Raw genomic sequence first — 13,650 nt, forward strand, 5'->3', positions numbered from 1 at the left:
ATGCCGGCCGCCGGGTCACTAGGCTGACGCCACAATGAACGCGACCAAGAGCGTGCCGTATCGGTTGGGCCGGGTACTGGAGCGGGTGACGCGGCAGAGCGGACGGCTGGGCACACCGGACTACGGCTCCTGGTTGTTGGGCAGACCCGAGGAGAGCCAGGGCCGCCGCCGCGTCCGCATTCAGGTGATCCTGACGGTCCTCATCCTGTTCACCAACATCCTGGGCATCGCGGTGTCGCTGTTGCTCAACACCGTCGCCATCCCGGTGCCGAGCGTCTTCTCCGATGCACCGGCATGGTTGACGTTCGGGGTCACGCCCGCCTACATGGTGGTCGCGCTGATCTTCGGCACGGCGTGGATCACCTCGCGCACCGTCGCCTCACTGCGGTGGTCGATCGAGGAACGCCGGCCGACCACCGCCGACCAGCGCGCTGTCTTCCTGGCCCCGGCCCGGGTGGCGCAGAGCCTGCTGTTCCTGTGGGGCGTCGGCACTCTCCTGCTGACGTTGCTGTACGGCCTGCAGGATTCGGCGTTCATCCCCCGCTTCCTGTTCGCGGTCGGTTTTCCCGGCATCGTGGTCGCCACGGCGTGCTACATGATCACCGAGTTCGCGCTGCGGCCGGTCGCCGCGCAGGCACTGGAGGCCGGCCGACCGCCGCGCCGGCTGGCACACGGGGTCATGGGCAGGACCATGACGGTCTGGCTGCTCAGCTCCGGAGTGCCCGTGCTGGGCATCCTGTTGCTCGCGATCTTCACGCTGTCGTTGAAGAATCTCAGCCCCACCCAGTTCGCGGTGGCGGTGATGATCATCTCCATCGTCGCTCTGGTCTTCGGGTTGGTCCTGATGTGGCTGCTGGCGTGGCTCATCGCCACCCCGGTCCGGGTGGTGCGCGAGGCGCTCAAGCATGTCGAGCAGGGCGATCTGGACTGCAACCTGGTGGTGTTCGACGGCACCGAACTCGGCGAGCTCCAGCGCGGTTTCAACTCGATGGTGCACGGCCTGCGTGAACGCGAGCGGGTGCGGGATCTGTTCGGCCGCCACGTCGGTCGCGAAGTCGCGCTCGCCGCGGAGAAGCAGCGGATCGAGCTGGGCGGCGAGGAACGCCACGCGGCGGTCATCTTCGTCGACATCATCGGGTCGACGCAGCTCGTCACCAGCAGGCCCGCCGTCGAGGTCGTCGAGTTGCTCAACCGGTTCTTCGACGTCGTCGTCGAGGAGGTCGACAACCACCACGGGCTGGTGAACAAGTTCGAGGGGGATGCGGTGCTCGCGGTGTTCGGCGCACCAGTCTCCCTGGACAACCCCGAGACCGAGGCGCTGAGCGCCGCACGTGCCATGGCGCGGCGGCTGCGCCACGAGATCCCGGAACTGCGCGCGGGCATCGGCGTGGCTGCCGGTCAGGTGGTGGCCGGAAACGTCGGCGCCAAAGAGCGATTCGAGTACACGGTCATCGGCGAGCCGGTCAACGAGGCCGCCCGGCTGTGCGAATTGGCCAAGAACGAACCGCATCTGGTGGTGGCCGCCGCCGACACGGTGACGGGCGCCACCGAGGACGAACGCGGCCACTGGCAGCTGGGCGACACCGTCACGCTGCGCGGCCACGACCAGCCGACGCAGTTGGCGGGTCCGGCCGGTGAGCCCTAGGCCACCTCGAAGTACGGGATCGCCTCGGCGGCGTCGCCGTCACCGAGCAGTTCGAAGGCCACCGTCACCCGCGCCCCGAACAGGTCGGCCTGCGGATCTGCCCCCGGAAACGACGTCCACCACCACGGGCCCTCGTCGAGCTCGACGATACCGACGGGCAGCGTGTGCATCTGGCCGTCGAAGCCCCTCTGGTGAACCACCGACCAGCTGACCACCGTTCCGGTGCCCGCGGCGGGCACCCGGGTGTAGCGCTCGGGTTGCACGGAGACGTCGAACTGGGGCGGCAGGATCTCCCCGGTCTCGATGTCGCGGACGAGCAGGAACTCGCCGCGCTTGGTGCCGTCGAGGAACTCCGCCGAGGCGGCGTCGCGCTCAATGGGGAAGACGGGCATGTGAAGTCGCGCTCCTTGCTCAGTTGTCGGTGCCCAGCACCAGGGTCGAGTGGTAGTCGAGGATGCCACCGTTGCCGGAGACCAGCACACGGTCGTGATCGTCGACCTGACGCCCGCCGCCCTGCCCGCGCGCCTGCACCACGGCTTCGTGCAGCGGCGTCATGCCCCACATGTAGAACGAGCTCAATTCCCCACCGCCGGTGTTGAACTTGAGCCGCCCGCCCGGCCCGATCATGCCGGGCTCGGCCATCGCGGGACCGGCCTCGCCCTTGGGGAAGAAGCCGTAGTCCTCCAGGGTCAGCAGCGCGGTGAAGGTGTAGCAGTCATAGAGCTGGGCGACGCCGATCTCGTCGAGCGTGGTCCGGGCCATCTTCAGCGCCGCCGGGCCCGACTGGGCCGCACCGCTGACCAGACCGAAGTCGTCGTTGCGGATCCCGGCCCGGCCCGGGTGTGCCTGCGCCCAGCCCAACACGCGCACCGGCGGCTGCCGCAGCGCGCGGGCCCGCTCCAGCGACGTCACGATGACCGCCACGCCGCCGTTGCTCACCAGGCAGCAGTCGTAGAGGTGGAACGGTTCGGCGATGTAGCGGCTGTCGTGATACTCCTGCAGCGTCAGCGGCGTCCCGCAGAACTGCGCGATGGGGTTGAACTGTGCCCAGGCGCGCTGCGCGACGGCGATGTGGCCCAACTGATCCGAGGTCGTGCCGTAGGTCTTCATGTGCCTGCGGGCCGCCAGCGCGTACATCGTGGTCGGCGACATGATGCCGTTGGACGCGGTGATCCCGTCGAAACCCCGCGGCAGTGACCCCGCCCCCGAGTACGCCGCCGACGAGCGCGATTTCTCCTTCAGCGGCGCGTCGGCCCACACGATCGCGACGGTGCTCGCCATGCCGGACTGCACGGCCATCGACGCGTACTGAACCATCTGCGCGGCGGTGGAACCGAATCCCTGCATCGCGGTGAGCAGCTTCAGGTCGACCAGGCCCAGCGTGTTCTGCAACTCGATCCCGACCCGGGCCTTGATCCCGCCGGAGACGATCAGGCCGTCGATGTCGGACATCTCCAGTCCGGCGTCGGCAGCGGCGCGGCGCACCGCGTCGGCGGCGAACTGCCGGGCCGTCCTGCCGTACACCTTGCCCTGCTCGGTGATGCCGAGGCCGGCGATGGCCACCGTGGGGTCGCTCATGCGTCGTGTGCTCCTTGTCGGACCGCGAAGTCGATGGCACCGATTGTGTTAGGGCGGCTCGCAAGCTGTAAACGACCGAACAGCTCACCGGTACGTGCGCGGTTGGGAAACCTGTCGCGCGGCGGCATGTCCCAACGGGAAATCAGCTGGTGTCGGGATTCGTGATTTACACCGGGGCCGCCGCCCCCCAGCATGGGGTGGCAAGCCAGGAGAGGCGGATGACGATGACGATCAGTGTGGCCGAGCGCGCAGAACTGCGCACCGCGGTCGGCGAGCTGTTGGCCGACAAGTGCACCGAGGCGGACGTGCGGCGGGTGATGGAGTCCGACGACGGCTTCGATCGCGAGCTGTGGGGACGCCTGGCCGACCAGGGTGTGCTCGGCATGCTCGTCGACCCCGACCTCGGCGGGCTCGGTTTCGACGCCCTCGAGCTCGAGGCCGTCGCCGAGGAGACCGGCGCCGCGCTGCTGCCCGCGCCGTTCATCTCCAGCGCCGTGCTGACCGTCGCGCTGATCAACGCGGCGGGATCCGACGACGACAAGCAACGCCTGCTGCCCACGCTCGCCGACGGCACGTCGATCGGCACGGTCGCGCTGACCGGCCCGTCCGGCACGTGGACGGCCGACGGCGTCGACGTGCGCGCCGGAGCCGACGGCACCCTCACCGGCACCGCGCATTACGTCACCTGGGGCCAGGTCGCCGACGTCGTGCTGGTCGTCGCCCGCACCGACGACGGTGTCGGCGTATTCGAGGTCGAAACGGACGCAACAGGTTTCGACCGCGCCGCGGCGACGGTCTTCGACCCGACGGTGCGCCTGTCGACCTACACGTTCACGGACACCCCCGCGCGCCGCCTCGGCACCGCGGGATGGGAGGCCGTCCAGGAAGCGCTGGACTACGCGGTGGTCGCGTCGGCCGGTGAGCAGGCCGGCGGCACGCGGCGCATCTTCGACATCACCATCGCCTACCTCAAGACCCGGTTCCAGTTCGGCCGGGCGATCGGCAGTTTCCAGGCGCTCAAGCACATGGCCGCCGACCTGCTGCTGGAGGTCGAATCGGCCACCTCCGCCGCGCAGAACGCGGCGGCACAACTCGCCTCCACCGGCGACACAGCCGCGAGCACCGAAGAGGCCCGCGCCGGGGCGGTCGCGCTGGCCGGCTTCGCCTGCGCCGAGGCCTATGCGAAGACCACCATGGATGCGGTGCAGATGCACGGCGGCATCGGCTTCACCTGGGAACACCCCGCGCACCTGTACGTCCGCCGGGCCCGGACGGGCCTGCAGCTGTTCGGCGACTCGGAACTCGCACCGCGAACGCTATCTGCTCTCGAAAGGCGCATGAGAATGAGCGACAACAATCTGCCGAGCGCCGAGGAACTGCGCACCGAGGTCCGCGAATGGCTGGACCGGAACTGGACCGGTGTCACGCTGCCCAAGTCCGATGACCCGTGGGTCAGCCCGCCTGAGCGGATCGCCTGGCTGGACAAGGTCGTCAAGGCCGGCTACGGCGCACCCACCTATCCGACCGAGTGGTACGGCCGGGCGTACCCGAACAAGCTGGCCAAGGTGATCGCCGAGGAGTTCCGCGCGGTCCACGCGCCCGGCGCCTGCCAGGACAAGTTCAGCATCCCGGCCAACACGACGCTCGCGTTCGGCACCGAGCAACTCAAGGCGGATCTGCTGCGGGACTTCCTGACCGAGAAGTCGCGCACCTGCCTGCTCTACAGCGAGCCCGGTGCCGGCTCGGATCTGGCGGGGGTGCGCACCACCGCGGTGCGCGACGGCGACCAGTGGATCATCAACGGCCAGAAGGTGTGGACCTCGGGCGCCAAGACTTCGCAGTATGCGCTGCTGATCGCCCGGACCGACTGGGATGTGCCCAAGCACAAGGGCATCACGTTCTTCATCGTGCCGATGAACCAGCCGGGCATCGAGATTCGGCCGCTGGTGCAGATCACCGGCGACGCGCATTTCAACGAGGTGTTCATCACCGACGCCAAGGTGCCCGACGCCTACGTCGTCGGCGGGGTCGGCAACGGCTGGCGGGTGCTGCAGACCGCGCTGGCCTACGAGCGGTCCATCATGGGCTCCGGAACCAGCCTGCACCGCAAGGAGTCCCGCGGAAACAGCCTGGTCGAGATGGCCCGCGCACACGGCAAGCTGGACGACTCCGCGATCCGCCGGCAGCTGGCCGATGTGCTCGCACTGCGAGAACTCAACGCCCTCAACAACGCCCGGGCCAAGGCCGAGGCCAAGCAGGGCACCGCCAGCCCGGTCATGTCCCTGGGCAAGCTGGCGACATCGCGCATCCTGCACGCCGAGGCGCGGCTCAAGACCGACGTCATCGGTGCGCAGGCGCTGCTGGCCGGACCGGACAACGCGGAGGCCGACGAGGTGAACTTCCTGACGCTCAACGCGTTCTTCACCTCGATCGGCGGCGGCACCGACCAGATCCAGCGCAACATCATCGGCGAGCGGGTGCTCGGGCTGCCCAAGGAGCCCGAGGTCGACCGCGACATCCCGTTCCGCGAAATCCGGAAGAACTGACCAGATGAGCTACGACCCGCCGCTGCTGGGTGTCCGGATACTCGACGCCTCCTCGGGCCCGATGACCGCCGTCGGCCGGCTGTTCGCCGACCTGGGCGCCGACGTCACGGCACTGCGCCTCGCCGGGGTGACCGCCGACGAGCAGGCCGGCCCGATCGTCGACTCCGTCGACGTGCAGACCGCGATCAACCGGCACGGAATGCCCACCGCGGACATCGATCCCGCCACAGCGGCCGGACGTGAGCAGTTCGCCGCGCTGCTGGCCGACGCCGACATCCTGATCGAGAACACCCGCCCCGGCTCCCCCGCCGAGGCGGCGCTGGCGGTACGCGACATCAGGGCCGCGCACCCGTCCCTGGTGATCCTGTCGATCAGCGACTTCGGCCGCGACAACGAGTACTGCAACTGGCAGGCCACCACGCCGGTGCTGCATGCGCTGAGCAGCGAACTGTCGAGATCGGGCATCCCCGGCCGGGAACCGTTGGTGCCGCCCGCGGACCTGCCCTATCAGGTCGCCGCCGCGCAGGCCGCGGTGATGACGCTGAGCCTGTTCCTGGACCGGTTACGCACCGGCGAAGGCGATCTCATCGATTTCTCAGTGCTCGACGGCGCCATGCAGACCCTCGATCCGCCCTTCGGCACGGCCGGCAGCGCGTCGGCCGGGGTGGCACTCAGCGCGCAACAACGCAACTGGGACGCCGAGCGTCAGCGCTACCCCATCATCCCGTGCAAGGACGGCCACGTCCGCATCTGCATCCTGTCGAAGCGGCAGTGGCGCGGCATGTTCGCGTTGATGGGCAGCCCCGAGGAGTTCGCCGACCCGTCCTACGACAAGCTCGGCAAACGCTTCCACTCCCCCCACCTGCTGGAGGCGATCGAGAAGTTCTGCGCCGACAAGACCCGCGCCGAGCTCGAGCGCGCGGGGCAGGCCCACGGCGTGCCCACCGCGGCGGTGCTGACGCTGTCAGAGGCGCTCAACGCCGACCACTTCACCGCGCGCGGCTTCTTCCGCGACGTGGAACTGGCCCCTGGCGTGCCCGCGCCGGTACCGGTCGGCGTCAGCGAGATCGACGGCCACCGCGCCGGCGCGCCGGACAACGCGCCCACCGGGGCCGACCGTCTCGGCGCCGCGCCGATCCTTTCCGCGCGGCAGCGCCGGGGCCAGGGGCTGCCGCTGGAAGGCATCCGCGTGCTGGATCTGGGCGTGATCGTGGTCGGCGCCGACACCGGACGGTTGTTCGGCGACCTCGGCGCCGATGTCGTCAAGATCGAACACACTGCGCATCCGGACGGTCTGCGGGTGGGCAGGCTGACGTCGATGACGCAGCCGTTCGCCGCGGGGCACCGCAACAAGCGGTCGATCGGCATCGACCTGCGGTCCGACGAGGGCAGGGCCCTCGCCCACCGTCTGGTGCAGCAGTGCGACGTGGTGCTGTCCAACTTCAAGCCGGGCGTGGCCCAGGCACTGGGCATGGATCACGCGACGCTGCGGCAGATCAACCCGGGCATCGTGGTCGTGGACAGTTCCGCGTTCGGCCCGACCGGCCCGTGGGCCGAGCGGCTCGGCTACGGACCGCTGGTGCGCGCCGCCGTCGGGTTCACCAACCTGTGGGTGTACCCGCGTGAGCCCGAGACGTTCTGCGACACCGTCACCGTCTACCCCGACCACGTCGCGGCCCGGATCGGCACCCTGGCCGCCCTGGCGCTGCTGCTGCGCCGGGAACGCACCGGCACCGGCGGCGCGGCGAGCATCTCGCAGGCCGAGGTGATGCTCAGCCATCTCGCTGCCGACATCGCCGCCGAGGCGCTGCAGCGGGCCGGGCATACGCGCACCGAGGCCCGGATGCCCGACGCCCCGTGGGGGCTGTACCCGGCCGACGGCGAGGACCAGTGGGTGGCGGTCACCGTGCGCGACGAGACCGACCTGAGCGCCCTGGCCGAGGTCATCGGCTTCACCGCCGGGGACCGCGCGTCGATCGACGACGCTGTGCGGACGTGGACCGCGCAGCGCTCCCGGATCGAGGCGATGGAGCTGCTGCAGGCCGCCGGTGTGCCTGCGGGCGCGGTGCTGCACGCCGAGGAGATTCCTGGTTGGGGCTATTACGAGCAGCGGCGCGCGTTCCGGGAGGAGCTGCACCCGTACGGGTCAGCGCCGTTCATGATGGAGAACGTGCAGATCCACTGCGAGCACGTCGCGGACCCGCCGTTGGGCCAGGCCCCACTGCTGGGCGAGCAGACCGCCGAGATCGCCGAGGAGCTGCTCGGACTGGATTCTGGGCAGATCGCCGACCTGCACGAGCGCGGGGTGCTGGAGACCCCGGAGGTGGAGGCTGCCGCCCAACCGTGACGGGGTCGCCGCGGCGATCTCGTAGCATTCCTGCATATCCGTGGTGGGCACGACACCACGCTCGAGTGCGGCAGGAATGGACATCGACTTCACCAGGCTCAGATACTTCGTGGCTGTCGCCGACGAGCTGCACTTCAAGCGTGCCGCCGACAAGTTGATGATCACTCCGCCGCCGCTGAGCAAGCAGATCAAACTGCTGGAGAAGGAGCTCGGCGGACCGCTCTTCGAGCGCGGCTACCACGAGGTGCGGCTCAGCCCGCTCGGCGAGCGCCTGATCGGGCCAGGCCCGGGAGATCCTGCGTCAGGTGGAGGACTTCGAGGCCGTGGCCACGCAGGGTGTTCAGGGGCTCGCGCCGATCCGGGTCAGCGCGACCGCGTATGCGCCGTCCGATCTGCTGGGCGAGTTGGAGACCGTCCTCGCGGGCCTGCCAGGGGCGACCGAGTTCAGCGTCCCCGGTTCGGCGGCCGAGGTCACCGCCAAGTTGATCGCCGGACAGAGCGAGGTGGGGTTGATCCACCTGCCGGCCACCGACAAACGGCTCCGGCACAAGGTGGTGGCCAGGTATCAGGGCGGAATCGCCGTGCGCTTCGACGACCCACTGGCGGCCAGGGATCTGGTGTCGATCGAGGAACTGCGCGACCGCGAAGTCGCCATCGACTTCGCCCGACCCAACCCGGTGGTGCTGGCGGGCCTGACCCGCCGGCTCAACCGCAAGGGCGTCCACCGGATCGTGCGCACCACCAACCAGCGTGGCGGTGAGGTCGAGATGGCGACCCAGGTGTTCAACCGGCACCTCGTCGCCGTGGTCAGCTACGCCCCCGATTCGTTCATCGGCAAGATCTTCTCCCCGCCGGAGTTCAAGTTGATCCCCGTCGACGAAAGCACTTGGGCGCCTGCCGACATCGCGCTGGCGTGGGTGCCGGACCGGGTCCAGGCACGGCTGGCCGAGGTCGAGTTGACGGTCGAGCAGATCGCCGACCGGCTCGGCCCCGTGGACCGGGGCGCCTGAGCAGGGGCTAGCCGACGACGGACCCGGCGTCCGGCCCTGGGGGAAGCTGCGCGCTACCGGCGGGCGGGGCCAGCCGCCAGGTGTCGAAGGCCATCGCCAACATCGCATAGGTGCCGACGACGAAGATCAGTTCCATCGCCTGGTGGGTACCGATGCCGTCCGTCAGTTGGTGCCACGTCGACGCCCCGGCACGGCCGTCTCGCAGCAGCTCGTCGGTGGCCTCCAGGACCAGTCGATCGACACCGGTGAATCCGTCGTTACCGCCGGCGATGCGGGCGATGTCGGCCTCGGGCACACCGCCTTCGAGGGCGACCTTGGTGTGCTCACCCCAGAAGAACGCGGACCGGCGGGTGTGCGCAACCCGCAAGATCGCCAATTCCCTTAGCCGCAGCGGCAATTCGCCACGCTGCAGCAGCCATCCGTTGAAGGTCAGGAACCGGCGGGCCATCTTCGGGTGACGGGCGAGAAGCCCGATGATGTCGAAGTTGAGCGGATCGGCGGCGTGCCCTGAGCCGGCTCGCGGGACCTTCTCCCCCGGCAGGCCCAGAAGCGCACCGAACGCCGCGTACTCGTCATCAGCCCATTCGTCGGCGGCCAGCGGCGCGAGAAGCGGTTCGATGCCGTCGGTGGAATTCATGTCCGCCGCCCTCCGTTGACGGGAATGATCTGTCCGGTGATGTAGTCGGATTCGTCCTGGCACAGGAATATCGCCGCGTTGGCGATGTCTTCGGGGCGACCGGCCCGTCGCACCGGCGTGATCTTGGCGAAATGGTCGAGCGACGCCGTGAAACGGCCCTCGGCGATCGCCTTCTCGAGCATCGGGGTGACGACCATGCCGGGTGGAATGGTGTTGACCGTAATGCCCTTGGGACCGAGTTCCAGCGCGAGGCTCTTGGTGAATCCGATCAGCCCGGCCTTGGAACTGACATAGGCGGCCATCCTAGACTGACCGCCCTGAGCGCTCGACGACGAGATATTGACGATGCGGCCCCACTGCGCATCGATCATGTCGGGTAACACCGCCTGGGTGCAGATGAAGGGTCCGCGCAGGTTGACCGCCATCACCCGATCCCACTCGTCGTCGGTGATCTCGGTGAACTTGCCGAACTGTTCGACGCCGGCGTTGTTGATCAGCATCAGCACCGGCCCCAGGTCGGCACGCACCGCACCGAGGGCGGACTCGACCGCCGCACGGTTGGAGACGTCGACGACGTAGCCCGCGACCTTGGCTCCCTCGCCGCGTAATCGGTCGACCTGCCTGTCGATCTCGTCGGCGGCGATGTCGAAGATCGCGACCTTGGCGCCGCGGGCCGCGAGGGCCTCGGTGATGGCCAGCCCGAGGCCGGCGGCTCCGCCGGTGACGACGGCGGTGGTGTTGTCGAAAGGCATGGTTGTCGGGACCCCTACGAGAATTCGATGTGCAGCCGGGTCAGGCCGCGCAGGATGAACGTGGGCAGGTATCTGTAGCGGCGCGCATGTGGCGGTCCGTGCTTGTCCTCGTCGATCCGGATGTCCGACGTCCTGTCCAGCAGCCGGTTGATGCTCACCTTGGCCTCCGCACGTGCCAGCGGAGCACCCGGGCAACTGTGGGCTCCGCGGCCGAAGGCGATGTGCTGTCGCGCATTCGACCGCTGCGCGTCGAAGGTGTCGGGATCGGCGAACCGGCGGGGGTCACGATTGGCTGCCGCGTTGTTCAGCATCACGGTGGTCCCTGCCGGCAGCTCGACGCCGCCGACTGTGACCGGAACCTTGGACAGCCGGAAGTCGCCCCGGATCGGACTCTCGAACCTCAGCGCCTCTTCGACGAAGCCGGGGATGAGGCTGCGGTCGTCACGCAGTTTCGCCTGCAGCGCAGGGTCTTCGGCGATCATCATCACCGCCGTGCTGAGCAGGCGGACCGTGGTCTCCTGCCCGGCCGCGAACAGGTTGGCGGCCACACACACGACATCGATCACGGGCGGCGTCCGACCGTCCGGGAAGAGCGCCGAAGCCAGTCCGGTCAACACGTCGTCACGGGGGTTCTCGCGGCGATCGGTGATGTAGTCGGTGAACTTGCCGTAGAGGTATTCCAGCGGCGAGTGGCGCATGGCCTCGCCGCCGCTGCTGCCGATGGTGCCGGTCGAGGTCAGGAGTTGGTCCTTGAAGTCAGCGTGGTCGGACTCCGGGACTCCGAGCAGGTCGGCGATGACCAGCATCGCGAAGGGATTGCCGAACTCACCGACGAATTCGCAACGCCCACCGGCGAGGGCCTCGTCGTACTGACGGTCGGCCAGCCGCCACATGAACTCCTCGTTCTCCTTGAGGCGCTTCGGCGTGATCATCCGTGACAACAGGGCGCGGTGATCGGTGTGCAGCGGAGGATCCAGTGTCGGCAACTGATCGTTGAACGGAAGCTCGTCCCGGTGCTGCGCGATCAGCGCCGAAACGTCATCGCCCTCAAGAGGAACCGGGAAACCGGGGAACGGCCCGGTGACCGCGGTGCAGGACGAGAACCGCAGGTTGTCGTTGTAGACGGCGACCGCTTCCTCGTAGCCGGTGATCATCACGACGTCATGGTGCGGTTCCCGGCGGACGGGGCACTCGCTGCGCACCGCCGCGAGATATTCGTAAGGGTCGTGCAGCAGCTCGTCATCGGTGAAGAAATCCACCGCGTCGATGCCGGCCGGCGTGAGTTGATCCGTCACTCGGCCCGCCCGGCACCGTCGAATTCGGGCAGCGGCACCGAGTCGGGCAACTGCATCTGAAGGTAGACGGCGACATATCGAATCTTGTTGTCCGCATTGAATTCGTACACCGACGCGGTGTTGACGACGCTGCTGAAGTCACCGATCCGGCTGCGTTCCTCGAGTTCGAGGAAGGCGACTTCGCCGGCGTCACTAATGCGCTTGAACGAGCAGTCCCAGTCCGAGGAGGTGGCCCAGTTGGTCAGGAACTCGGTGTACTCGGCCCAGTTCTGCACCTCCTTGAACGGACCGATGCGGACGAAGTCGTCGACCGCGACCAGCTCGGCCAGCGGCGCCCAGCTTTCGACCGAGAATCCGGGTTCCTTCGCGCTTTTCACCAGCCGCCCCATCGTCTGGCTGTACTCCAGGACCATCCGTGAACGTCCGCTGGTCTCACCGATGACATCCTCGATCGCCGTCATGCCGTCACCCCCGCAGCTGCCATGTAGCGGTCCACCACCGAGTGGAAGTGCGCGATGACGACTTCCTCCTTGACCAGCGACATGTGGTCGAGTCGGTCGTTGCGCAGCCCCTTCTGCTGACGCGGCATCTGCTCGTAGTCCTGCTGGAGCGCCTCGAAGTACTTGTGGCTGCCGGGTGTATCCACCACGATCGCCTCGGCCCGGACGGCGTCGCGGAAATCCTGCGGCACGTACATGTAGCTGGCCACATGCCAGATGCACCTGTTCGGGTCGCCGTCGGGGTGCGGCCTGGCCATGATGACGTGGCATTCGCCGGCACGCACCGTCATGAAGTAGTTTGGGAACAGCACCCAGCCCTGGTTGTCGACCATCTGACTGTCGGTCAGACCGCTGACGTCGAGACCCATTCCGGTCAGCACCTCACGGGTGGCCTGCTGCAGCAGCAGGCGCGCGGTGACGCCTTCGGGGAACGCCACGTTTCCGTCCGAATCCTGGTAGGGCGCAATGAGTTCCTGAAACCGCGGGATCACCGCGACGGTACCGGGGAAGGTTTCGGGCAATGCCAGGATCCCGGCAACCTGATCCTGCACGCCGGCGCCCACCACCTCGAAAGGGGCCATCGCCACGCTGTGGCTTTCGAAGAACCGGTACCGCGCCGTCTGTGGGTTGATGTGCAGCACCTGCAACAGTTGGGGATGAATGCCGTTGATGTGGTAGCCCTCTTCGAAGGCATCCATGACGACTTTCCAGTTGCACTCGATGGCCTCGGTGACATCCATGACGGTGGTGAACGTCTCGATGTTGTAAGGCTCCAGGAGGCTGACGACGTCGTCGCCCAGGTACTCCCGCAGCGACGCGGCGTCGGGATCAGGGTTGAGGAAGATGAAACCGGCGAAGGTGTCGACCGAGACCTGAAGTAGCGAGTTCTCCGTCTTGTCGATCGGGCCGGCGAGGTTCTCCCGCAGCATGCCCTTCAACCTGCCGTCGAGGGCGTAGGACCACAGATGGTACTGGCAAAGGAAGCCGCGCTTGGCGTTACCGGTCTCGGTGATGCACAAGGCGTTGCCGCGGTGCCGGCACGCGTTGACGAATCCGCGGAGTTTCTCGTCCTTGCCGCGGACGATGATGAAGGACTGGTCGAGGATCTCGTACCTTTTCCAGTCGCCTGGCTTCGGCAGGTCCTCCACCCGTCCCGCAATCTGCCATGTGCGCGCCCAGATCGCTTCTCGCTCACGCGCCGCGTACTGCGGACACGTGTATCGGTCGGTCGGGATGGTCATGGAGAAAGTCCCGGGTTGAACGTCGTCCAAGCCGAGCCCGAGACCCGAATCGGGGTCGAGCCATTCTCCTGAGCGGGTTGCTGGCATCAAGGGGTCCTC

Annotated in this window: 10 protein-coding genes and 2 pseudogenes; 5 read left to right on the forward strand and 7 right to left on the reverse strand. The window is 68.1% G+C overall.

The features are described 5' to 3' along the window. Window positions 1-34 precede the first annotated feature (34 nt). Entirely contained in the window at window positions 35-1,645 is a 1,611-nt protein-coding gene (locus C6A87_RS19865) for an adenylate/guanylate cyclase domain-containing protein (protein WP_311113838.1), read from the forward strand. Here the strand turns inward: C6A87_RS19865 and C6A87_RS19870 are convergent. Then, window positions 1,642-2,037, reverse strand: coding sequence for an OB-fold domain-containing protein (locus C6A87_RS19870; protein WP_311113839.1), 396 nt, complete (start codon window positions 2,035-2,037; stop codon window positions 1,642-1,644). The genes C6A87_RS19865 and C6A87_RS19870 overlap by 4 nt on opposite strands. 19 nt (window positions 2,038-2,056) lie before the next feature. Continuing rightward, window positions 2,057-3,223 carry a thiolase family protein gene (locus C6A87_RS19875; RefSeq protein WP_311113840.1) on the reverse strand — a complete coding sequence of 389 codons (1,167 nt, stop codon included), beginning with the start codon at window positions 3,221-3,223 and terminating at the stop codon, window positions 2,057-2,059. Window positions 3,224-3,447: 224 nt separating this feature from the next. Here C6A87_RS19875 and C6A87_RS19880 point away from each other — a divergent pair. From C6A87_RS19880 to C6A87_RS19895, 4 genes and pseudogenes are all read left to right on the forward strand, one after another. Continuing rightward, a pseudogene (locus tag C6A87_RS19880) lies at window positions 3,448-4,564 on the forward strand (acyl-CoA dehydrogenase family protein). A 2-nt stretch (window positions 4,565-4,566) separates the two neighbouring features. Further along, complete coding sequence (locus C6A87_RS19885) at window positions 4,567-5,769, forward strand: acyl-CoA dehydrogenase family protein (RefSeq protein WP_311113841.1); 1,203 nt, start codon at window positions 4,567-4,569, stop codon at window positions 5,767-5,769. Between the two features lie 4 nt (window positions 5,770-5,773). After that, window positions 5,774-8,116 carry a CoA transferase gene (locus C6A87_RS19890; protein ID WP_311113842.1) on the forward strand — a complete coding sequence of 781 codons (2,343 nt, stop codon included), beginning with the start codon at window positions 5,774-5,776 and terminating at the stop codon, window positions 8,114-8,116. Between the two features lie 76 nt (window positions 8,117-8,192). Then, window positions 8,193-9,126: pseudogene (locus C6A87_RS19895) on the forward strand (LysR family transcriptional regulator). Between the two features lie 7 nt (window positions 9,127-9,133). Here C6A87_RS19895 and C6A87_RS19900 read toward each other — a convergent pair. Genes C6A87_RS19900 through C6A87_RS19920 form a run of 5 tightly spaced genes read right to left on the reverse strand, consistent with a single transcriptional unit; the run spans window position 9,134 to window position 13,638 of the window. Continuing rightward, entirely contained in the window at window positions 9,134-9,763 is a 630-nt protein-coding gene (locus C6A87_RS19900; RefSeq protein ID WP_311113843.1) for a carboxymuconolactone decarboxylase family protein, read from the reverse strand. Continuing rightward, window positions 9,760-10,515, reverse strand: a complete 756-nt coding sequence (locus C6A87_RS19905) for an SDR family NAD(P)-dependent oxidoreductase (protein ID WP_311113844.1) — start codon at window positions 10,513-10,515, stop codon at window positions 9,760-9,762. The genes C6A87_RS19900 and C6A87_RS19905 overlap by 4 nt, the downstream gene beginning before the upstream one ends. Before the next feature lie 14 nt (window positions 10,516-10,529). Continuing rightward, window positions 10,530-11,810, reverse strand: a complete 1,281-nt coding sequence (locus tag C6A87_RS19910) for a cytochrome P450 (protein ID WP_311113845.1) — start codon at window positions 11,808-11,810, stop codon at window positions 10,530-10,532. Further along, window positions 11,807-12,271, reverse strand: a complete 465-nt coding sequence (locus C6A87_RS19915) for a hypothetical protein (protein WP_311113846.1) — start codon at window positions 12,269-12,271, stop codon at window positions 11,807-11,809. Before C6A87_RS19915 ends, C6A87_RS19910 begins: the two co-directional genes overlap by 4 nt. Further along, a complete protein-coding gene (locus tag C6A87_RS19920; RefSeq protein WP_311113847.1) occupies window positions 12,268-13,638 on the reverse strand; it encodes an aromatic ring-hydroxylating dioxygenase subunit alpha in 1,371 nt (456 codons plus the stop codon). Before C6A87_RS19920 ends, C6A87_RS19915 begins: the two co-directional genes overlap by 4 nt. Between the last annotated feature and the right edge of the window lie 12 nt (window positions 13,639-13,650).

The sequence above is a fragment of the Mycobacterium sp. ITM-2016-00317 genome, assembly GCF_002968295.1.
GTDB lineage: Bacteria > Actinomycetota > Actinomycetes > Mycobacteriales > Mycobacteriaceae > Mycobacterium.

Coding starts and splice junctions, on each gene's coding strand:
- C6A87_RS19875 (WP_311113840.1), bottom strand. CDS start 3,223: ATGAGCGACCCCACGGTGGCCATCGCCGGCCTCGGCATCACCGAGCAG.
- C6A87_RS19900 (WP_311113843.1), bottom strand. CDS start 9,763: ATGAATTCCACCGACGGCATCGAACCGCTTCTCGCGCCGCTGGCCGCC.
- C6A87_RS19905 (WP_311113844.1), bottom strand. CDS start 10,515: ATGCCTTTCGACAACACCACCGCCGTCGTCACCGGCGGAGCCGCCGGC.
- C6A87_RS19885 (WP_311113841.1), top strand. CDS start 4,567: ATGAGCGACAACAATCTGCCGAGCGCCGAGGAACTGCGCACCGAGGTC.
- C6A87_RS19915 (WP_311113846.1), bottom strand. CDS start 12,271: ATGACGGCGATCGAGGATGTCATCGGTGAGACCAGCGGACGTTCACGG.
- C6A87_RS19920 (WP_311113847.1), bottom strand. CDS start 13,638: ATGCCAGCAACCCGCTCAGGAGAATGGCTCGACCCCGATTCGGGTCTC.
- C6A87_RS19890 (WP_311113842.1), top strand. CDS start 5,774: ATGAGCTACGACCCGCCGCTGCTGGGTGTCCGGATACTCGACGCCTCC.
- C6A87_RS19870 (WP_311113839.1), bottom strand. CDS start 2,037: ATGCCCGTCTTCCCCATTGAGCGCGACGCCGCCTCGGCGGAGTTCCTC.
- C6A87_RS19865 (WP_311113838.1), top strand. CDS start 35: ATGAACGCGACCAAGAGCGTGCCGTATCGGTTGGGCCGGGTACTGGAG.